General features: G+C 45.2%; 16 protein-coding genes. 11 read left to right on the top strand and 5 right to left on the bottom strand.

Features of this window, described 5'->3' with window-relative positions; translation table 11 throughout:
* Positions 1-97 precede the first annotated feature (97 nt).
* From FKN08_RS05065 to FKN08_RS05025, 9 genes are all read left to right on the top strand, one after another.
* A complete protein-coding gene (locus FKN08_RS05065; RefSeq protein WP_005395069.1) occupies positions 98-811 on the top strand; it encodes a GntR family transcriptional regulator in 714 nt (237 codons plus the stop codon).
* Positions 812-823: 12 nt separating this feature from the next.
* Positions 824-1,720 carry a methylisocitrate lyase gene (gene prpB / locus FKN08_RS05060; RefSeq protein ID WP_005395068.1) on the top strand — a complete coding sequence of 299 codons (897 nt, stop codon included), beginning with the start codon at positions 824-826 and terminating at the stop codon, positions 1,718-1,720.
* A gap of 131 nt (positions 1,721-1,851) precedes the next feature.
* On the top strand, positions 1,852-2,994 hold the full coding sequence (gene prpC, locus FKN08_RS05055) for a 2-methylcitrate synthase (RefSeq protein ID WP_170891463.1): 1,143 nt from the start codon (positions 1,852-1,854) through the stop codon (positions 2,992-2,994).
* A gap of 156 nt (positions 2,995-3,150) precedes the next feature.
* Complete coding sequence (acnD, locus tag FKN08_RS05050) at positions 3,151-5,742, top strand: Fe/S-dependent 2-methylisocitrate dehydratase AcnD (RefSeq protein WP_170891462.1); 2,592 nt, start codon at positions 3,151-3,153, stop codon at positions 5,740-5,742.
* 9 nt (positions 5,743-5,751) lie between these two features.
* Positions 5,752-6,948 carry a 2-methylaconitate cis-trans isomerase PrpF gene (gene prpF, locus FKN08_RS05045; protein ID WP_170891461.1) on the top strand — a complete coding sequence of 399 codons (1,197 nt, stop codon included), beginning with the start codon at positions 5,752-5,754 and terminating at the stop codon, positions 6,946-6,948.
* A gap of 57 nt (positions 6,949-7,005) precedes the next feature.
* Positions 7,006-8,883, top strand: coding sequence for a propionyl-CoA synthetase (locus tag FKN08_RS05040; protein WP_170891460.1), 1,878 nt, complete (start codon positions 7,006-7,008; stop codon positions 8,881-8,883).
* Between the two features lie 190 nt (positions 8,884-9,073).
* Entirely contained in the window at positions 9,074-9,550 is a 477-nt protein-coding gene (locus FKN08_RS05035) for a GNAT family N-acetyltransferase (protein WP_104969423.1), read from the top strand.
* A gap of 194 nt (positions 9,551-9,744) precedes the next feature.
* The gene (locus FKN08_RS05030; protein ID WP_170891459.1) at positions 9,745-11,076 is read left to right on the top strand and encodes a trypsin-like serine protease; all 1,332 of its coding nucleotides are present in this window, start codon (positions 9,745-9,747) and stop codon (positions 11,074-11,076) included.
* A gap of 388 nt (positions 11,077-11,464) precedes the next feature.
* Positions 11,465-12,910, top strand: a complete 1,446-nt coding sequence (locus tag FKN08_RS05025; RefSeq protein ID WP_170891458.1) for a bifunctional NUDIX hydrolase/phosphatase PAP2 family protein — start codon at positions 11,465-11,467, stop codon at positions 12,908-12,910.
* A 162-nt stretch (positions 12,911-13,072) separates the two neighbouring features.
* Here FKN08_RS05025 and FKN08_RS05020 read toward each other — a convergent pair whose 3' ends face one another.
* Complete coding sequence (locus FKN08_RS05020) at positions 13,073-13,882, bottom strand: Cof-type HAD-IIB family hydrolase (protein ID WP_164666881.1); 810 nt, start codon at positions 13,880-13,882, stop codon at positions 13,073-13,075.
* A gap of 216 nt (positions 13,883-14,098) precedes the next feature.
* Here FKN08_RS05020 and queE point away from each other — a divergent pair, with 216 nt between their 5' ends.
* Together queE and queC are read left to right on the top strand one after the other, a co-directional pair.
* Positions 14,099-14,749, top strand: coding sequence for a 7-carboxy-7-deazaguanine synthase QueE (queE, locus tag FKN08_RS05015; RefSeq protein ID WP_031780442.1), 651 nt, complete (start codon positions 14,099-14,101; stop codon positions 14,747-14,749).
* A gap of 14 nt (positions 14,750-14,763) precedes the next feature.
* The gene (gene queC, locus FKN08_RS05010; RefSeq protein ID WP_170891457.1) at positions 14,764-15,459 is read left to right on the top strand and encodes a 7-cyano-7-deazaguanine synthase QueC; all 696 of its coding nucleotides are present in this window, start codon (positions 14,764-14,766) and stop codon (positions 15,457-15,459) included.
* A 12-nt stretch (positions 15,460-15,471) separates the two neighbouring features.
* On the opposite strand, the gene FKN08_RS05005 is transcribed toward queC, so the two are convergent.
* From FKN08_RS05005 to FKN08_RS04990, 4 genes are all read right to left on the bottom strand, one after another.
* Positions 15,472-17,445: a diguanylate cyclase gene (locus FKN08_RS05005; RefSeq protein WP_170891456.1), complete on the bottom strand. Its 1,974-nt coding sequence runs from the start codon at positions 17,443-17,445 to the stop codon at positions 15,472-15,474.
* A gap of 187 nt (positions 17,446-17,632) precedes the next feature.
* Positions 17,633-17,986, bottom strand: a complete 354-nt coding sequence (locus tag FKN08_RS05000) for a DUF2750 domain-containing protein (RefSeq protein ID WP_005395049.1) — start codon at positions 17,984-17,986, stop codon at positions 17,633-17,635.
* Between the two features lie 167 nt (positions 17,987-18,153).
* The gene (locus FKN08_RS04995) at positions 18,154-18,768 is read right to left on the bottom strand and encodes an OmpA family protein (protein WP_170891455.1); all 615 of its coding nucleotides are present in this window, start codon (positions 18,766-18,768) and stop codon (positions 18,154-18,156) included.
* A 2-nt stretch (positions 18,769-18,770) separates the two neighbouring features.
* Positions 18,771-20,081: a TolC family outer membrane protein gene (locus FKN08_RS04990; RefSeq protein WP_170891454.1), complete on the bottom strand. Its 1,311-nt coding sequence runs from the start codon at positions 20,079-20,081 to the stop codon at positions 18,771-18,773.
* Positions 20,082-20,254: the final 173 nt, after the last annotated feature.

Below are 20,254 nucleotides of genomic sequence, written 5' to 3'. Positions count from 1 at the left end.
CGACAATTTACTTGATTGTCGACACTTTGATCGACTACTTTATATTCAGGTTAAGAAATTGTAGACATTTTGATGTCGGTAACGTGAGTATCTGAGTATGAACTCTGAGTTGAAAACTCGTTATAAAGTACTGGGTTCTGAGAAAGAACACACCAAGTCAGAAACACTGACAGAAACACTGATTGAAGTCATTGTGAATGGCGATGTTAAGCCTGGTCATAAAATCTCGGAGCCTGAACTGGCGAAGAAATATCAAGTCAGCCGTGGCCCTTTGCGTGAAGCATTAATGCGTTTAGAGGGGCTAGGGCTCATTGAGCGTATTCCTCATGTCGGGGCTAGAGTGACCACTTTTTCTCCAGAAAAGCTGATAGAACTCTATGCGGTTCGCGAAGCGCTAGAAGGTATGGCGGCAAGGTTAGCAGCGCGACATATTACGCAAGAAGAGCTCTTGAGCTTGGAAATGCTATTGTCGACACATTCTAAGCATATCGATCAAGTGGAGGGAGCCTCTTACTTCCATCAGCATGGAGATTTTGATTTTCACTATCGCATCATCCAAGCAAGCCGAAATAGCAAGCTGATTTCTCTGCTGTGCGACGAGCTTTACCACTTGTTACGCATGTACCGCTATCAGTCACCGCGCGCGCAATCTCGTCCAAATGAAGCGCTGACTGAACACAAATTCATTCTGGAAGCCATTCGCAATCGCGATGAAGAGCTTGCAGAAATGCTGATGAGAAGACACATCTCAGGAAGTCGAAAGCTCATCCAATCGCAAATTATACATACAGAAAGTTTAGACAAAGACTAGAAGGAATTCGTCATGAGCTTAACACCGGGAGCGAAGTTCAGACTCGCCATTGAACAAAACAATCCGCTGCAAATTGTCGGCACCATTAACCCTTACTGCGCCATGATGGCGAAAAACTTGGGGCATCAAGCGATTTATTTGTCTGGCGGCGGTATTGCAAACGCGTCATACGGATTGCCGGATCTCGGTATTACAACATTGAACGACGTACTGGTCGATGTTGACCGCATCACTAACGCGTGTGATTTACCGCTATTGGTCGACATCGACACCGGTTTTGGAGGCGCATTTAATATTGCTCGCACGATCAAAGCAATGGAAAAGGCGGGTGCTGCTGCGGTTCATATGGAAGACCAAGTCGCACAGAAACGTTGTGGGCACCGTCCGAACAAAGCAATTGTGAGCCAGCAAGAGATGGTTGATCGCGTAAAAGCAGCGGTTGACGCACGCAATGATGAAAGCTTCGTGATTATGGCTCGTACAGACGCGCTAGCTGTTGAAGGCATGGACAGTGCAATTGAGCGTGCGATTGCGTGTGTGGAAGCTGGCGCAGACATGATCTTCCCAGAAGCGATGACCAAGCTGGATCAGTACCTTCAGTTCTCAAACGCACTTGAGCAAGCAACTGGAAAGCACGTTCCTATTCTGGCGAACATTACCGAGTTCGGCGCAACGCCACTGTATGGCTGCGACGAGCTTGCAAAAGCGAAAGTCGATATGGTGCTTTACCCGTTAAGTGCGTTCCGAGCCATGAACAAAGCCGCTGAAACGGTTTATAAGCATTTGCTAGAAGTGGGCAATCAGGAAGCTTTGGTTGATTCAATGCAAACACGCAAAGAGTTGTATCAGCACCTGAACTACCACGATTACGAAGACAAACTTGACCAGCTATTCTCTGAAGGGAAATAGCGGGGAAAAGAAAAGATAGACGGAAGCCCAAGAAAAGATAATCGGAATTTATCTAATTCAATAACGTGAAATTCGTCTGGCTAAAAAACGCTCCAAAGAGGGCAAAGCCAGACAGAAAAGGAGTTCAAACAATGTCTCAAACTGCAGAAAAGAAAGCAGAGTTAGGTGGTGCAGGCCTACGCGGTCAAAGCGCCGGAAGCACAGCTTTATGTACTGTCGGAAAAACGGGGACCGGTCTGACTTATCGCGGTTACGATATTACTGACCTTGCCAATAATGCTCAATTTGAAGAAGTTGCACATCTTCTGTTACGCGGTCACTTGCCAACTCAGAAAGAACTGGATGCGTACAAGACACATCTCTTAAACCTTCGCGGCTTACCAACTGAGCTTAAGCAAGCGTTAGAGCTTATTCCTGCTACTGCTCATCCAATGGATGTGATGCGCACTGGTTGTTCTGTGTTAGGAAATCTAGAGCAAGAAATGAGCTTCGATGAGCAATTGCATTCGACGGAACGTATGCTGGCGCTTTTCCCAGCTATCATCTGTTACTGGTATCGTTTTAGTCACGATGGCGTTCGTATCGATACAGAAGATCAAACCGAAGACTGCATCGGCGGTTACTTCTTGCGATTGCTTACAGATAAAGAGCCATCAGCGCTACACAAGCAAGTGATGCACTGTTCCTTAATCCTTTACGCTGAACATGAATTCAACGCATCAACTTTTGCAGCGCGTGTTTGTGCATCAACGTTGTCAGACATTCATTCTTGTATCACGGCAGCAATCGGTACGCTTCGTGGGCCACTTCATGGCGGCGCAAACGAAGCAGCGATGGAAATGATTGAAGATTGGCAAACGCCAGACGAGGCGGAAGCGAACATCATGAAAATGCTGGCCAACAAAGACAAGATCATGGGCTTTGGTCATGCCATCTATCGCGAAAGTGATCCTCGTAACGCGTTGATTAAGCGCTGGTCTAAAGAGCTGTCACAGCAAGTCGGTGATACACATCTATATGCTGTTTCTGAGCGTGTGGAATCAGTGATGAAGCGAGAGAAAGGTCTGTTCTGTAATGCGGACTTCTTCCATGCATCGGCTTACCACTTTATGAACATTCCAACCAAGCTGTTCACACCAATTTTTGTGATGAGTCGTTTAACGGGCTGGGCGGCACACGTTTATGAGCAGCGTGCCAATAACCGCATCATTCGCCCAAGTGCTGATTACACGGGCCCAGACCATCAAGAATGGATACCTATCGAGAATCGCTAGCGCGAAGGTCAATCAGGGCACATACGCTTTGATTGACCACCTCCTTCCTTTGTACCTCTCTCTGACAGAGGAAGGAGTCCCTCTCATCACGATGTTTCTGGAGCAATGGGAAAACGTTGATGAAGGCAAGATGTACAGACTGAATGGAAGCAAACCATGAACACAAATATTAATACCCAATATCGTAAGCCGCTTCCGGGAACTCAACTGGATTACTTTGATGCACGCGAAGCCGTCAATGCCATTTCTCCTGGAGCCTATGAAAAACTCCCTTATACCTCCCGCGTGCTAGCCGAGCAACTGGTCCGTCGCTGTGAACCGAACACATTGACGGATAGCCTAAAACAGTTAATTGAACGTAAACGTGATCTTGATTTTCCTTGGTATCCAGCACGCGTTGTTTGTCATGACATTCTTGGTCAGACCGCTCTAGTCGATTTAGCGGGTCTGCGCGATGCTATTTCGGATCAGGGTGGCGATCCTGCAAAAGTGAACCCTGTGGTTGAGACTCAATTGATCGTTGACCATTCTTTAGCGGTTGAGCATGCAGGCTTTGAACCTGATGCTTTCGATAAAAACCGCGCGATTGAAGAACGTCGTAATGAAGACCGATTCCACTTTATCGAGTGGTGTAAAACAGCGTTTGAAAACGTAAGCGTGATTCCTGCGGGTAACGGCATTATGCACCAAATCAACTTGGAGAAAATGTCTCCTGTGGTGCAAGCGAAGCAGGGTATTGCCTACCCAGATACCTGTGTGGGTACGGACAGTCACACGCCTCACGTAGACGCCCTCGGTGTTATCGCGATCGGTGTTGGTGGTCTGGAAGCTGAAACCGTAATGCTTGGCCGACCATCAATGATGCGTCTACCTGATATTGTCGGTGTAAAACTAACGGGTAAACGTCAACCAGGCATCACCGCAACGGATATTGTCCTCGCGATTACTGAGTTTCTGCGTAATGAGCGTGTGGTCTCTTCATATCTTGAATTCTTTGGTGAAGGTGCACGCGATCTAACGATTGGAGACCGTGCAACCATTTCCAACATGACACCAGAATACGGCGCGACAGCCGGCATGTTTTATATTGATGAGCAGACCATCAATTACTTGAAACTAACTGGCCGAGATGAAGAGCAAGTTGCTCTAGTAGAAAAATACGCAAAACAAACCGGTCTTTGGGCTGACGATCTAGATACTGCCGTTTATGAGCGAGTACTTGAGTTCGATTTATCATCAGTAAGTCGTAACATGGCCGGCCCGTCAAACCCTCACCGCCGTTTACCAACATCGGAGTTGGCGCAGCGTGGCATTTCTGGTGCGTGGGAAGAGAAAGAAGGTGAGTTGCCAGATGGCGCAGTGATCATCGCTGCTATCACATCGTGTACTAATACCAGTAACCCAAGAAACGTCGTCGCTGCTGGCCTTGTCGCGAAGAAAGCCAATGAGCTCGGCCTTGTACGTAAACCTTGGGTGAAATCGTCTTTTGCTCCGGGCTCTAAAGTTGCACGCCTGTACTTGGAAGAAGCGGGCTTATTACCAGAGTTAGAAAAGCTTGGCTTTGGTATCGTCGGTTACGCATGTACCACTTGTAACGGCATGAGTGGCGCGTTGGATCCAAAAATCCAGCAAGAGATCATTGATCGCGATTTATATGCGACAGCCGTTCTGTCTGGTAACCGCAACTTCGATGGCCGAATCCATCCTTACGCAAAACAAGCTTTCCTTGCATCACCACCATTGGTTGTCGCTTATGCGCTAGCGGGTACGATTCGTTTCGATATCGAACGCGATGCATTGGACACGGACCAAAACGGCAAACCAATTTATCTCAATGATTTGTGGCCAAGCGATGAAGAGATCGATGCAGTTGTCGGTACTCATGTTAAACCTGAGCAGTTTAAGCAAGTTTACATTCAGATGTTTAAGCTGGATGACGCAGAGAAAAGCTCTAGTCCGCTTTACGACTGGCGTCCGATGAGTACCTACATTCGCCGTCCACCTTACTGGGAAGGTGCGCTGGCGGGTGAAAGAACACTGTCTGGCATGCGTCCATTAGCGATTCTAGGCGACAACATCACGACTGACCACCTGTCACCATCCAACGCGATCATGGCGAGCAGTGCTGCGGGTGAATACCTTGCCAAAATGGGCGTTCCGGAAGAGGACTTCAACTCTTATGCGACTCACCGTGGCGATCACTTAACGGCGCAACGTGCGACCTTTGCTAACCCGAAACTATTTAACGAAATGGTGAAAGAGAACGGTGAAGTCGTTCAGGGTTCTCTGGCGCGAATTGAACCAGAAGGCCAGGTTGTACGCATGTGGGAAGCGATTGAAACCTACATGAATCGTAAACAACCATTGATTGTTGTCGCCGGCGCGGATTACGGTCAGGGTTCATCTCGTGACTGGGCAGCAAAAGGTGTTCGTTTGGCAGGCGTAGAAGCCATTGTTGCTGAAGGCTTTGAGCGTATTCACCGTACTAACTTGGTTGGCATGGGCGTACTGCCGCTGCAATTCAAACCAGGTGTAAACCGTAATACGTTAGAACTGGATGGTACGGAACTTTACGACGTAGCTGGCGAGATTAAACCGGGTGCGGATCTGGCCTTGGTTATCACGCGTAGCAACGGCGATAAAGTTGACGTTCCTGTTACCTGCCGCCTAGACACCGCTGACGAAGTTCACGTGTACAACGCAGGTGGTGTTTTGCAGCGTTTCGCGCAAGATTTCTTGGCGCAATAAGGAGTGGGTATGGAAAGCAAAACTCCGAATCAAATGAGCCAAATCAAAGTGCCGGCGACGTACATGCGTGGCGGTACAAGTAAAGGGGTCTTTTTTAACCTCGACGATTTGCCACAAGAAGCACAAGTGGCAGGCGAAGCTCGTGACAAACTCTTGTTGCGTGTTATCGGCAGCCCAGATCCGTACGCAAAGCAAATTGATGGCATGGGTGGTGCGACGTCAAGCACCAGTAAAACAGTAATTGTTTCTCGCAGTAGCCGAGCCGATCACGATGTTGACTACTTGTTTGGACAAGTGTCGATCGACAAACCATTCGTCGATTGGAGTGGTAACTGCGGCAACTTGTCTGCCGCTGTCGGTCCTTTCGCCATTCATGCTGGGCTGATTCCACAAGATCGCATTCTAGAAAATGGCATTGTGACGGTGCGTGTTTGGCAGGTGAACATCAGCAAAACTATCTTGGTGCATGTGCCGATTGTGAACGGATTCGTCCAAGAAACTGGCGAGTTTGAGCTCGATGGCGTGACGTTTCCGGCCGCCGAGATTCAAGTCGATTTTGTTGACCCTTCTGATGGCGAAGGCAGCATGTTCCCAACAGGCAACTTAGTCGATGATTTAGTGGTACCGGACTTAGGTACGTTTAACGCCACATTTATAAATGCGGGCATTCCAACCATTTTTATTGATGCTGAATCGATAGGATATCAGGGCACCGAGCTGCAAGACGATATCAACAACGATGATGCCGCATTGGCGATGTTCGAATCTATCCGTGCATATGGCGCGTTAAAAATGGGCCTGATTTCTGATTTAGAAGAAGCTCAAACACGCCAGCACACACCGAAAATTGCGTTTGTTTCTAAACCGAAAAGTTACCTGTCTTCAAGTGGCAAAGCGGTAAATGAGTCGGAAATTGATGTGTTGGTTCGTGCGTTGTCGATGGGCAAACTTCACCATGCAATGATGGGAACAGCAGCTGTTGCTATCGCTTCAGCTGCGTGTGTACCGGGTTCGTTGGTTAACTTGGCTGCTGGTGGCGGTGAAAAAGAGTCAGTGACTTTTGGCCACCCCTCAGGAACGTTAAAAGTTGGAGCACAAGCGAAGCAAACTGAGCAGGGCTGGGTGGTGCAAAAAGCCATCATGAGCCGAAGTGCGAGAATACTAATGGAGGGATTTGTGCGTGTACCCTCTGATGTCTTTGAGTGAAAAGAACGGTCTTTGAATAGAACGAGAGCAATGTCAGGACATACTGGAGGAAGCAATATGTCTTCATACGAAAAAGAATACTTATGGGCGAAGAATGAACCGGAGAGTTTTTGGCGCGCTCAAGCGGAGAATATCGATTGGTTCGAATCTCCTAAAACTATCTTGAAATCTGATGAAAACGGCATAGAACGTTGGTTTCCAGATGGTGTAATGAATACGTGCTGGTTAGCATTGGATTACCATTGCGAGCAAGGACGCGGTGATAATACGGCACTCATTTATGACTCGCCAGTAACCGGCAATAAAACAACGTATACCTATAGTGACCTGCGTGACCAAGTGGCAAAAATTGCCGGCATGCTGTCTGCTCAAGGCGTTGAAAAAGGCGACCGAGTCGTTATTTACATGCCGATGATTCCAGAAGCCGCAATGGCGATGCTAGCCTGTGCGCGTTTGGGGGCGATTCACTCCGTTGTATTCGGTGGTTTTGCACCTAATGAACTTGCTGTACGAATTGAAGATGCAGAGCCGAAAGTCATCATGACGGCGTCATGTGGTATTGAGATCAACAAAGTTATTCCATATAAGCCAATGGTAGACAAGGCCATTATGGACAGCCGATGGAAGCCTGAAAAAGTATTTATATTCCAGCGTCCTGAGTGCGAAGCCGATCTAAACCAAGAAAGAGATCTGGATTGGCAGCAAGAGTACAACCAAGCGTTGCCACACGGTTGTGTTCCGGTGTTGGCAACCGATCCACTCTACATTCTTTATACTTCGGGTACGACAGGTAAGCCAAAAGGCGTTGTGCGTGATAACGGTGGCCATGCCGTCGCGATGAAGTACTCCATGAGCGCAATCTACAACATTCCTCAAGATGGCGTATTTTGGGCGGCATCTGATGTTGGCTGGGTAGTAGGGCACTCTTACATTGTTTACGCGCCACTGATTCACGGTTGCACAACAATCCTATTCGAAGGCAAGCCCGTCCGAACACCGGATCCTGGCGCATTCTGGCGAGTGTGTGACGAATACAAAGTAGATGCGTTGTTCTCTGCCCCGACAGCGTTCCGTGCGATCAAGAAAGAAGACCCAGAAGGTGAGTTTTTAAAACAGTATGATCTCTCTAAATTGAAAACCATCTTTATGGCTGGTGAGCGCTTGGACCCTCCAACACTGGAATGGGTGCAGAGTAAAGCAGATAAACCGGTTATCGACCACTGGTGGCAAACGGAAACGGGTTGGGCTATCGCGGGTAACCCAACGGGCATTGAGATGATGCCTGTGAAAGCGGGTTCTTCGACGAAGCCAATTCCGGGTTATCAGGTCGAGATTCTGAATGAACTTGGAGAGTCGGTCGGGGCTAACCAACAAGGCTTTGTCGCATTAACACGTCCGCTGCCACCGAGTTGTCTGCCAACGGTTTGGCGTAACCATGACCGTTTTGAAACCGGTTATCTCAGCCAATTCCCTGGCTACTATGTGTCAGGTGATGGTGGCTATTTGGATGAAGACGGTTACCTGTTCATTATGGGACGTATTGATGACGTGATTAATGTCGCGGGGCATCGTTTATCGACAGGCGAAATGGAAGAAATTGTCGGTGGCCACCCAGCGATTGCGGAATGTGCAGTTGTGGGTATCCACGATGAGTTAAAAGGGCAGTTACCACTTGGTTTTGTTGTGCTTAAAGATGGTGTCAAAGTGGACGAGCTTGATCTTGAAGGTGAGCTTGTTGGCAAGGTACGTAGTGAGATCGGTGCGGTTGCCTGCTTTAAGCATGCACTGGTTGTGGATCGCTTACCGAAAACACGTTCGGGTAAAATTCTGCGCCGAACCATACGTCAAATAGCCGATGGTGAAAAATACACCGTTCCGTCAACGATTGATGACCCAAGTAGCTTGAACGAAATTGAACGAGTGTTAAGACGTTAATTAAAACTCAATTCTAACTAACCCCTGATCCTCGAACTCTGTAGGTTGGTTCTGCCTCTGTACGCTTATTAAGTACAGGGGCTTTTTTGTTTGTAGATAGCGTAAACGTCTCGTGCAGGCAATTTTGTGACTTGCCAATACGGCATTTTCCTCACAAACTACAGCCATTCAATTTTTAGTGACCCTTTGTATGACCACGTTTGTAATTAAATCTGCGTGTTTTAGCGACCTTGAGTCGCTCAACGACCTTATGTTTGAGCTGCATGATGAGCATCATCTTCAATCTCCTGAGTTATTCAAGACTGCTGAGGAGATAGAGCAAGAAAAAAGTATTGCTCGATACATTGATGATCCTGAATGTCTTGTTTATGTAGCAAAACAAGGAGATGAAATGATTGGTTTTATCTCTGGTCATTTCTGTGAACTTGTTTCTACCGTCAGTCAGCCGGTTATGATGGGAAGTGTGGATGAGCTCTATGTGTTACCTGAGTTTCGGAAACAAGGCACAGCTCAGGCATTGATTAACAAAATTGAGTCAACGTTCTCTGATTACGGTGCAAAACAGATGTTTGTTGAAGTATGGCACTTTAACCAGGGTGCAATCTCTTTGTATGAAAAACAAGGGTTTGCACACCATATTCACTATCTAAGAAAGCCGTTGAGCTAATGACCATGCTTAATTTTAATATTGTGATACACATTCTAGCGAATTGAAATCATTCAGTTCGTCAATAGACTTTTCTCTATAAGTTGCTCGCAATGTTAGTAAATTAATATGCGCCCACATTGGTATTGGCGTTTTTGTCTGCTTGTTTATTAGTAGCACGAGGATCGTGCTTACAAAAACAAGAGGACAATATTTTGAAACTAACAAAATCGTTACTTGCGTTGGCTGTTTTGCCAATGTTCGCAAGTGCTGATGATTTGTCACAGACACAAAATCACACTATACAACCCCAGATCGTAGGCGGCATCACTGCTGATCCTAGTGAGTGGAGATTCTACACCCAAATTGTTAGCCGTTATGGTAACCGATCATATTGTGGTGCCAGTTATATTGGGAATGGCTACGTCCTGACTGCGGCCCACTGTGTCGAGGGTGATTCACCGAATCAGATTGCGGTTAAAATCGGTGGCGTCGTTTACAATGGCACTGACGGTGTTCGATCTAACGTGAGTGAAATCCACATGCACCCGGCATATCGCCGAGCAACGCTTTCTCACGATCTCGCAGTCTTAAAGTTAGACTCTGTACCTCAAGGTGTTGCTGCGGTTGAAATTGCCGATGGCAGTCTAACGCAATACGCCAGCATCGGAGATTGGCTTACAGTCGCAGGTTTAGGGAGAACCTCTGAAGGAGGAAGCTCTCCATCTCGATTGCAAGAGGTTGACGTTCCGCTCGTGTCGGACTCGACTTGTAGTCAAGCCGGTGGTAATTACACAACCGTTGGAGAGGTGTCTTTCTGCGCGGGAATTCCTCAAGGCGGGATAGATTCCTGTCAGGGAGATAGCGGTGGTCCAATCGTTATTAATCGTGGTGGCGTAATTACTCAACTTGGTGTGGTCAGTTGGGGAATAGGTTGTGCTCGTCCGGGTATGTATGGTGTTTATAGCGATATCGCCGCCATGCGTAATTTTGTTAATGGTGTCATTGGCAAGACTACACCTCCGAAAGAGAATGTTTCTGTTGGGTATACCACCGAACAGACATTGGCATCATTTAATGTTGGCGAGTTGCAGCAACATAGTTTTGTTATCAAAAATTCAGGTAACACGACGTTCACTGTAGAAAACGTTCGCGCGCTTGCTTCTGGCGTTGCTGATGCTGCCGTTATTGCTAATGATCAGTGTTCTCAGGCGACGTTAGCAATGAATGCAAGTTGTCGTGTCGATGTCGAATTTGGAGCAGCTCAGGCGGGAGAAGCAAGAGTTGCTTTGAACTTCAACGTTGATAAGACCAGTACACAATATCAGGCGCTAGTGTCGGCTCAAGCGAAAACAGTGACAACGCCTCCAACAGATAACTGCGCAGCAGAATGGCAAGCGAGTACGGTGTATCTCAAAGGGGATAACGTTACTTGGAATGGCAAAGTGTGGCAGGCGCAGTGGTGGACCCAAGGCGATAACCCAGCAGACTCTGGACCTTGGGGTGTTTGGCAAGAAGTTCGCGACGCACATTGCAAGTCTAACTAACCATCAAGCATTCAAAAGCTGATTCGTTGGTGGCTTGAGGTAGAATTCATTCTTGGTTTCAACGAGCAGCGCATAGTTATCATAAGCAGGGTTTATTGTTTTCGAATAATAAGCCCTTTTTTATTGTTCCAACTTTGAGAACCCATAAAATGTGTATGACTTTATCCTGACGTTACCTTCATATAACTGGCAGAATTGCGATCAATATTTCATGTTTTGTCTGATTTTTGTCAGGTTTGCATTAAATTACTCTCCAATGAGCTTCAAGATCATGCTTTATTCGATCAACGTTGTTTGGCATAACTCGTTACTTAATTTTTATCGAAAAAGATAAGATTAACTGCCATTATTCATTGGTTATCATAATGTTTACTTAAGGTCATATTTTGTGTTGAGACAGCTGTTATTACTCATCCTTTGTTTTATTTTGTTACCTGTTTCACCAATCTCTACGGTTAAAGCTGCCGCGAGCGAAGTAAAAGGGGCACTCTGCGTTGTTCGTGCTGACGACAAGTTAGTGCTAGTTCATGAAATATTGACGGATAAGATTTCTCTACCTGGTGGGACAATTATTGATGGAGAATCCCCCAAAGTTGCTGCTCAACGAGAAACGTGGGAAGAAACGGGTTTAGTGGTCACGGTTGGGGAGGAACTTGGCAGAACTGACACCGCAGTTTATTACGATTGCATATCAGATTCTGAGATTATTGCTTTTTCGATGAACAATTCCTTAGGTGGGAATGAGTTACCTATTTGGTTTGCTCCTCACTACGGGGTAGAAATCGCATCTGCAATGTTACTTGGACCATCCGAGCTGCCATCATTTTTGTACCGCTATCCCGCTCAATGGCCACAAGCCATTCAGTTTTTTGAACAAGCTACTCAGCAGTCCGCATCTTATGTGACTCAGCTGATCGAATCCGCGCCTTCATTTCGTCAGATTGAATTGAGGTGGATGAAAGACTTACAAAGCTGGGTAGGGGCTTTATCAGAAACGAGTTTCGAGGTAGCGAATCAGATCTCAAATCTTGTTATAGAACTGACAGAACCTACGATACTGCTTTTTCTATTTCCGTTAGTAATGATGCGTTTTGGCAGTCGATTTGTATTCCGACTCTTTTTCGCTATTAGCGCGACGTCCCTGATGGTACTTGTAGCTCAACAGGGCTTTGCGCTTCCTCGCCCGCATGTCTATATACCAATGATGGAGTTAACACACAGCTTTGGATTTAGTTTTCCAAGTTTGCCTATTGCCGTTTGGTTTTGTGTTTTAACCTTTTTATTTCAGAGAACACATTATTTCGGTTTGAATGGTACGACCGCTGTCATGATGCTCGTCACGCTTACTATTATGTTATGTAAGTTTTTCCTTGGTAGCGCCTTTTTCTTAGATATGTTGTTTGGTGCGCTGTTAGGAAGCTTGGTAGCCTGGCATGTTCTGCGATTGGAAACAAATCAAGACGTGAATGTTGATCAAGTGCTGAGCTCAAAAGGCGTCTGGTTCATTATGACTGCGGTAACGGCGGTCATCTCTGTTATCTGGCCATTACCTGTGTTTGGCCGCTGGTTAGCTATTTTAATTACGGCATCAGCGTTGGTTATGACGTTTAGAGAGTCAAAAGTGCATTTGGATTCTCGTCAGATGATTTTTGTAACGCTTGCGTTGGTATTCGTTGAGCAACTTTATTTATACTCAAGCTCTGTTGTCTCGTTTAGTGGTTTGTGGTCATTGGTATTGTCGACGTTGCATTATCCATTGTTGATGTTGCTGTTTATCTTGCTTGCAAGAAAGCTGATTCATGAAAAACAACAGAGAGAAACAGTGCTAGATTGATGGTTGTATGCTTTCTTTCTCAGGCATACGAGTAAAAAGAAAGCCTTGCTTTACAGCAAGGCTTTTTTGTACGTTGAGTAGCTCAACAATGTGGCTTTGCGTATATCTGACGCCATGGCTGAGTTAAAGGTAATAACGTTGACGCCATAGCGGCGGAGAGAATTAAGCGTTAAGGACGAATTTTTCAATCGCTTTAGCTACACCGTGTTCATCATTACTTGCCGTAATGTAATCAGCGATTTGTTTGGTCTCTTCCATCGCATTTGCCATCGCGATACCAAGGCCAGCGTACTTCAGCATGTGGTGGTCATTTTCAGCATCACCCATACAGATCACTTCTTCCGGTTGAATACCTAGATACTCAGCAATTGCAGCAACACCAATACCTTTGTTGCTCGCTGGGTTAAGAAATTCCAGGAAAAACGGGGCGCTTTGAACCACCGTAAACTCTTCACGTATTTCAGACGGAAGCGCAGCGATGACCTCAGTTAACTTACTTGGCTCGGCAACCATCATTGCTTTGATGATTGGATGATCATCTTCTAGCGATTCAAAATTAATCTCTGTTACATTTAAGCCATTAATGTTGGCTTCGATGTCAGTGTATGGGTTTTTCTCATTGGTGATCAAGCCATGTACTTGGCTGAATGCGTGCACATAAGCGCCTAATTCTTTCGCTTTACGAGCGACTAATTTAGCTGCCTTACCATCAATGATTTGCTGGTGGATGATTTCATTTGTTCCTACGTTCTTAACCATAGAGCCATTGTAGAAAAGGACAAAATCTTTATCGGAATGGATATTCAGTTCGTCGAGCTTGCCTTGCATTCCTTCTAATGGGCGACCAGAAGCGAGAACGACAGTAACGCCTGCTTCTCGAGCCTTTGCGATCGCTTGTTTGTTTTCTTCAGAGATTGCTTTATCACTATTGAGCAGTGTGCCATCCATATCTAATGCGATCAGTTTATACATCATTTCTTACCTTAAAGTTTTTGGGAACTGTAAGTGAATAAGGTTTGGTATAACGCTAACCAGAAACCTACGCTCACCGCGACTATGAAACTACAAAATGGTCTATTTTAACAATTAATTTTTGGTTTAAATTGACCTAGACACGTGTGTCCATTAAGGTCTTCGCCTCGAAGTATTATGAGTTGAGTGAGTTCTACGTTGTATAAGCTAAATGAGATGTTTGAAACCATCCAAGGGGAAGGGGTTTTCACTGGAGTACCTGCTGTTTTTGTTCGCCTTCAAGAGTGTCCGGTTGGTTGCTCATGGTGCGATACCAAACAAACGTGGTATGCAGATGAGAATGACCAACGCCAAATTGGTGATATTTTGGTGAAGACGGAAGATTCTCCGACATGGTGCGTCGCATCTGCCGAGAACATCGTAGAGCAATATCAACTGCAAGGCTTTAATGCTAAACATATCGTGATTACTGGTGGTGAGCCTTGTATTTATGATCTACGCCCTTTAACAGAGGCGTTTGAGGATATGGGTTGCCAATGCCAAATCGAAACCAGTGGCACATCAGAAGTCATCACGTCAGAAAATACATGGGTGACCGTGTCACCAAAAGTGGCGATGAAGGGTAAACTGCCAGTTCTCAATAGCGCGTTAGAGCGTGCGAATGAGATTAAGCACCCTGTTGGTACACAAAAAGACATCGACCACCTTGATGAGCTATTGGCAAATGCGAATGTCGCGGTTGAGACTGTCATTGCATTGCAGCCTATTAGCCAAAAGCCTCGTGCAACGCAATTGTGTATTGAAACGTGCATTGCTCGCAATTGGCGTTTGTCTGTTCAAACTCATAAATACCTAAGTATTGCTTAAGAGCGGAGAGAGAAATGAAAAAAGCCGTTGTTGTTTTTAGTGGTGGTCAGGATTCCACGACTTGTCTGGTTCAAGCACTTAAAGAGTTTGATGAAGTTCATGCCATTACTTTTGATTATGGTCAGCGCCACAAGTTAGAGATAGAAGTGGCACAAAAGATCGCAAAGGATCTTGGTGTCAAAGCGCATAAAGTGATGGATGTTGGCCTTTTAAACGAACTTGCGATTAGCTCTCTCACGCGCGATGACATCCCTGTCTCACACGAATTGCAAGAAAACGGCCTACCAAACTCTTTTGTTCCTGGCCGTAACATTCTATTTTTAACGCTCGCAGGAATCTACGCCTACCAAATTGGGGCTGAAACCGTAATTACTGGCGTGTGTGAAACTGACTTTAGCGGTTATCCAGATTGTCGTGACAATTTTGTGAAAGCAATGAACACGGCTTTGGTGAAAGGGATGGACCGTAACCTGACGATCAAAACACCGTTAATGTGGCTAAATAAAGCAGAAACGTGGGCGTTAGCTGATCAATATGACGCGTTGCAACTGGTTCGTGAAAATACGTTGACCTGCTACAACGGGGTCATTGGTGATGGTTGTGGTGATTGCCCATCGTGCGATTTGCGCAAAGCTGGCTTAGATGATTACCTAAACAATAAAGAGACCGTAATGCAGTCTCTTGTGAACAAGCAGGCTGCTGACGTTTAGTCGTGCCGTGCTTTACTGGCTAACATAGTCAGAACTTAGGCTAATTGGCTCATCGTATGCGTCTATAATGATGTTTTTTCCCTGCTTTTTAGCCAGGTATAAAGCTTGGTCTAGTATCGAATAAAGTTCATCAAAGTTGGTAAGCGGCATTGATGTTGAGAGATAGGCCAAGCTAGCAGTTACACTCAGATCACTATTATTTACCGTGCGTACGCGCTTCTCTGAAATCGTTTTGTGTAGGCTTTGCACCCGGAAAGGAACGTCAATTTCATCGACGTTTTTCAATAATAAGATAAACTCTTCTCCACCCAAACGGCCGATATACTCTCCCTTATTGAGCTTAGCTTTAAGCACTTGGCAAACTTGCTGTAACACCAAGTCGCCAGTCGGATGACCGTATTGATCATTTATCGTCTTAAAGTCATCAAGGTCGATTAATGCTAAAACATAGCGGAAGTCTTCGTCCGCTTTGGAGGTTTGACCTTTGATGGTCTCTATAATTGCCGCTCTATTCAACGCACATGTTAGACTATCTATTTTGGCTTTTTGTCGTGTTTGTCGCTGAAGTATCAATGCCAGAATGAGCAAGACCAACAAACAGGAAACCACAAAATTATAAGTGCGCTTTTGATCGGTAAGCTTCTCAAATTGATGCTGATTTAAGCTTTTTTCATTATTTAACCGAGCGACTTGAAGATCATATTCGTACTCTTTCTTTGTAAGGTCTAATGCCTCTAATGCTTTAATATTGCTAGCGTCTCGGTTGGCCAATTCAATGGTTGAATAGGCTTCGTGGTGCTCTAATGCCAGTTTATAATCACCTTGTGCTTGGTACGCTTTGGAAAGGAGTAATTGAGCTTGTGCCTGTAATAATGGCCTAGAGTTATTGATCGCTAGTGTTAACGCGACTTTGCCATGTGCAATCGATTTTTCAGTAGCATGGTTTTTCAAATACGCGAACCCAGCAGCTAAATGCCCTTCCGTTTCGAGGTGCGTATTTTCATACGTTTCAGCAATGTCTAGAGCTTTTCTAATGTAATCTACTGCGGTATCCAGTTGCCCACTTTCGGCTAAAACCGCAGACAGCCCTAAGTAGCTTAACCCTTGACCATATGGGTATTGGAGCTGGTTGAGTATTGTTAATGCATTTTGATAATGATTGATGGCTTTATCGAATTCTTTGGATTTCTTATACATTGCCCCAAGGCTATGTTCGACTTGGGCGACTTTGAGTGGTGTCCCTTCATCTTGACGAGCGAGTAGGGCTTGGATGAGATATTGCTCTGATTGTTCAAACTGCCCAAGCTCTGCAAGTAAATTTCCGACGTCATTGTAAATGCCAGAAGGATCGCTTTGAGCAGACATGTTCGCCAGCAGCTTTCTATAAAGACTCAGCGCTTTTTCATAGTCGCCACGATAGTTATAATTGTTCGCTACCACACGTAACGCGAGATCAATAGGGAAGTTTTCTTGGTGTTGTTGACTTAGATGGCTTTCTAACGACGAGCAATAAAAGTTTGCTTTGTGATAACGACCTTGTTGATTCAAGGTATAACAGAGCTGATAGTTCATCAAAGCTTTGCCTTCAGAATCTGAAGTCTGCTTCATTTTTTTTCGCAACGAAGAAAAGCTATTTACTGAGGCGTCATAACTACCATGCTTACGTTCATTTAAGGCAAGAATGTACTCTGACTCTAACTGAGCAAAGTTATTGTTGAGAACTTGGCTGCTACCATAGTACGGCTGTTTTATGTTCGACATGTATTCATAAATCAGCCCGCTGACGTAGAGTTTTTCGCTGTGCGATTTCGCTGTGTGGTATCGATCTTGAAGCATGCTTAATGCTGAGTCAGGATTACTTCTCAATGTGGTTTGATAAACGGCGTGCCACTGCGTGATATTTTGTTCTGGCTCAATATCTTGAGTGTCACTAGCATATACCGGGGCGAGTAAGAGTGACGCAAGCAAAGGATAGAGCGTGCGCATATTTAAACGTGCCTTATGTTCTTTTGTTGCTTTGGAATTGGAGAATCATAGCGCTATTAATTGATCAGCGTTGTGATTGAGTTGGGTGTACGAAGAAAAAGAATAGGAAAACTATGCACTTGGTCGACATATCAAAAAAAGAGCATAAAAAGAAAGACCCCAACATAAAGTTGAGGTCTAGAAGTCGTTATGCAATGTAAAGCTTAGCTAGATCTTGAGGCTCCATTTCTTTGCCTTCCAGCTGATCGTTCCAGTTAGTACCAACAAGAACACCATCTTCTGCAAGAGTTAAAAGCCAATCTTCAACAAAGATATCTAGTGGGATTTCTAGTACAGTGAAGTCAGCCCATTCTTCAACATTGTGCGCTTCTGCATCTTCTTTAGAAGACCAGAAAGGCATGACTTCACTGTTTTCGAATTCAGTTGAATCGCAAGATAGCCAACCTTCTTCATTGCGTAAACCCCAAACCAGTTGGTTTTCTTTTGTTTCTGCAACAAAAAGGTCAAGGTTTGCTTGGATATCTGATGTAAGTTTGCTCATTTCAAAACTCTCGTTGTTATGACGCCGCTAGGGTAACACTAAAGTGCCGATTCCTAAAGCATAATACGGTTATTGCAATGAGTAAAAATAAAGGAGCCGAAGCTCCTTTTCTTATGTCGTTCTAGGTTTATTAATGCTTGTTTGAACAAACATTAATACAGATATTTTTACCTTTCAGGGAGGGTAGTGAATATTGTCCACTCTTTTTTAATCTCGCCTTTATAACCAACGACAGAAGCAGTTACTCGGCGGTTTAAAGCGTGGCTGACTTCATCGATACCTTGTTGCGCTAGGTGAGTATCACCAAAGCCAACAATACGAACTCTGCTCGGTTCGATGTTGTAGCTCAATAGTGCCTCACGGACATTGCGCGCTCGTCTCTCTGATAGATCTTGGTTGTGCTGAGAGCCACCAACTTTACTCGCGTAGCCGTGCAGTTCGATCGACGTAGTAGGGTATTCTTTTAAAAAATCGGACAGTTCACGTACTTGTCTTCTGAACACGGGATTGATTTCATCAGAATCATTGGCAAAAAGTATTCTCACTTGCATGTTATCTGATGCTTTAATGTATTCGCCGCAACCGTCATTGTCGACTTCTGAGCCTTCCGGTGTTCCAGGGCACATATCTCGAGCGTTGATGACGCCATCGTTATCTTCATCTTGAAGGTCAGCGATTTGCTCTGCACTTGGTACAGGTCGATAGTCATACTCGTCTTCAGCAACAACCTGTTGAGTAACGGCGAGAAGGCTTAATACAAATAGAATGTTCATTGGTTTCATGATCAGTACTCCACCTTTTCATTCCATTCTGTAGGCACATCGACTCGCAAGGCATTTAACAATTGGCCGGTCGCATTCATTACACGGTATTTCGCGTATTGCTCTGAATATCGAGCATCCAAGTAGTTTTTTCTCGCTTCAAATAACTCGTTTTCAGTATTTAACAAATCCAAAAGGGTTCGTTTACCGATGCGATACTGTTTCTCGTAGGCGATAACAGTTTCAGATGCCGAATCTACGTGATCCGCCAGAAACTCTTTTTGCTGAAGCGTTAAATCTAGCGCGCTCCATGATAGACGAAGCCCTTCTTCAACGCTGCGGTATGCGCGTTCTCGTAAATCTTTGGCTTTGTTTAGTTGATAGGCAAAGTTTTCAGCATTGGCGACATCACTACCACCATTAAAGAGGTTGTAACGCATACGCAGCATCGCTGTCGTTTCATCACTGCTTCCTTCGATACCGCTTGCATCATCACGCCACGTTTGAGCCGCTTCTACAGATATCGTTGGATAGTAAGTTCCCTTAGATTGCTTATATTGGAACTTCGCTGAGTCTACATCTGCCATCGAAATTTTGATTACTGGATGCGATTCAAATGCCAAGTCAATTGCTTCATCTATGGTGTAGGGAATAAAGTTCTGGTCCGCTCGCGGAAAAATCAATCCTTGTGGGGACTGTCCGACAAGGCGTGTAAACGTGGTGTGGCTGTCATATAAGTTGTTCTGAGCCGCCACCAAGTTACCGTGAGCTTTTGCTAAACGAGCTTCTACTTGAGTTAGGTCAGCGGTAGACCCAAGTCCTGAGTTAACTCGCTTTTTAATGTCTTCGTAGATCTTCTTATGAACCTTCAAGTTGTTTTCTGAAAGTGTAAGAATTTCATAAGCTTTTACTGAATCTAAGTAAACCTTTGCCACTTCGAGTGCCGTGTCTTGAGCATCAGCGAGCAGTTGATAACGAACTGATTCTGCGTCAGCTGCTGTTCGATCCATATCGTTAAGTGTCGCAGAACCGTCCCATATCAACTGGGTTAGTGTCACGGTCGCTTCTTTTCTTGTCAGATCCGTTGAATCTCGCCCTGCTTCTGCTGGGTTAATGCCTTCATAACCGATACCGGCGTCTAAATCTATGGATGGGAGGTAAGCACCGCCAGATGCTTCATTCACATACTGCTTGCTAACGAATTCATTGAACGCACTTTTGATGTCAGGATTGGTTTTTAATGTGTTTTCAACCGCTTGCTCTAGTGTTTGCCCAAAAGCATGACTAGCTGCGAACACACCAATGCAAAAGGCGTTGGCACGAGTCCACTTCACTGTGATTCTCCTAGATAATAATAAAATTTCTCGAGGTGAGAGGGCTTATAAGTGGGATACCTATAAGGGCGTCAATAATTTAGCGCACAATAACATTAATACACGATGAAGTAACCTGTTGATTCATTGTTCATTTGTTTCATTCTTGATAAATCAATTCATTTGGTGGGTCT

This window comes from Vibrio sp. 1-2 (7-a) (assembly GCF_013048515.1).
GTDB lineage: Bacteria > Pseudomonadota > Gammaproteobacteria > Enterobacterales > Vibrionaceae > Vibrio > Vibrio diabolicus.
This window is presented reverse-complemented; position numbering and strand designations above follow the sequence as displayed.

Excerpts from the sequence above, each read along its gene's own strand:
- FKN08_RS05065 (WP_005395069.1), top strand. The coding sequence starts at position 98 with ATGAACTCTGAGTTGAAAACTCGTTATAAAGTACTGGGTTCTGAGAAA.
- prpC (WP_170891463.1), top strand. The coding sequence starts at position 1,852 with ATGTCTCAAACTGCAGAAAAGAAAGCAGAGTTAGGTGGTGCAGGCCTA.
- acnD (WP_170891462.1), top strand. The coding sequence starts at position 3,151 with ATGAACACAAATATTAATACCCAATATCGTAAGCCGCTTCCGGGAACT.
- FKN08_RS05020 (WP_164666881.1), bottom strand. The coding sequence starts at position 13,882 with ATGTATAAACTGATCGCATTAGATATGGATGGCACACTGCTCAATAGT.
- FKN08_RS05005 (WP_170891456.1), bottom strand. The coding sequence starts at position 17,445 with ATGCGCACGCTCTATCCTTTGCTTGCGTCACTCTTACTCGCCCCGGTA.
- FKN08_RS04995 (WP_170891455.1), bottom strand. The coding sequence starts at position 18,768 with ATGAAACCAATGAACATTCTATTTGTATTAAGCCTTCTCGCCGTTACT.
- prpB (WP_005395068.1), top strand. The coding sequence starts at position 824 with ATGAGCTTAACACCGGGAGCGAAGTTCAGACTCGCCATTGAACAAAAC.
- queC (WP_170891457.1), top strand. The coding sequence starts at position 14,764 with ATGAAAAAAGCCGTTGTTGTTTTTAGTGGTGGTCAGGATTCCACGACT.
- prpF (WP_170891461.1), top strand. The coding sequence starts at position 5,752 with ATGGAAAGCAAAACTCCGAATCAAATGAGCCAAATCAAAGTGCCGGCG.
- FKN08_RS05035 (WP_104969423.1), top strand. The coding sequence starts at position 9,074 with ATGACCACGTTTGTAATTAAATCTGCGTGTTTTAGCGACCTTGAGTCG.
- FKN08_RS05000 (WP_005395049.1), bottom strand. The coding sequence starts at position 17,986 with ATGAGCAAACTTACATCAGATATCCAAGCAAACCTTGACCTTTTTGTT.
- FKN08_RS05040 (WP_170891460.1), top strand. The coding sequence starts at position 7,006 with ATGTCTTCATACGAAAAAGAATACTTATGGGCGAAGAATGAACCGGAG.
- queE (WP_031780442.1), top strand. The coding sequence starts at position 14,099 with ATGTTTGAAACCATCCAAGGGGAAGGGGTTTTCACTGGAGTACCTGCT.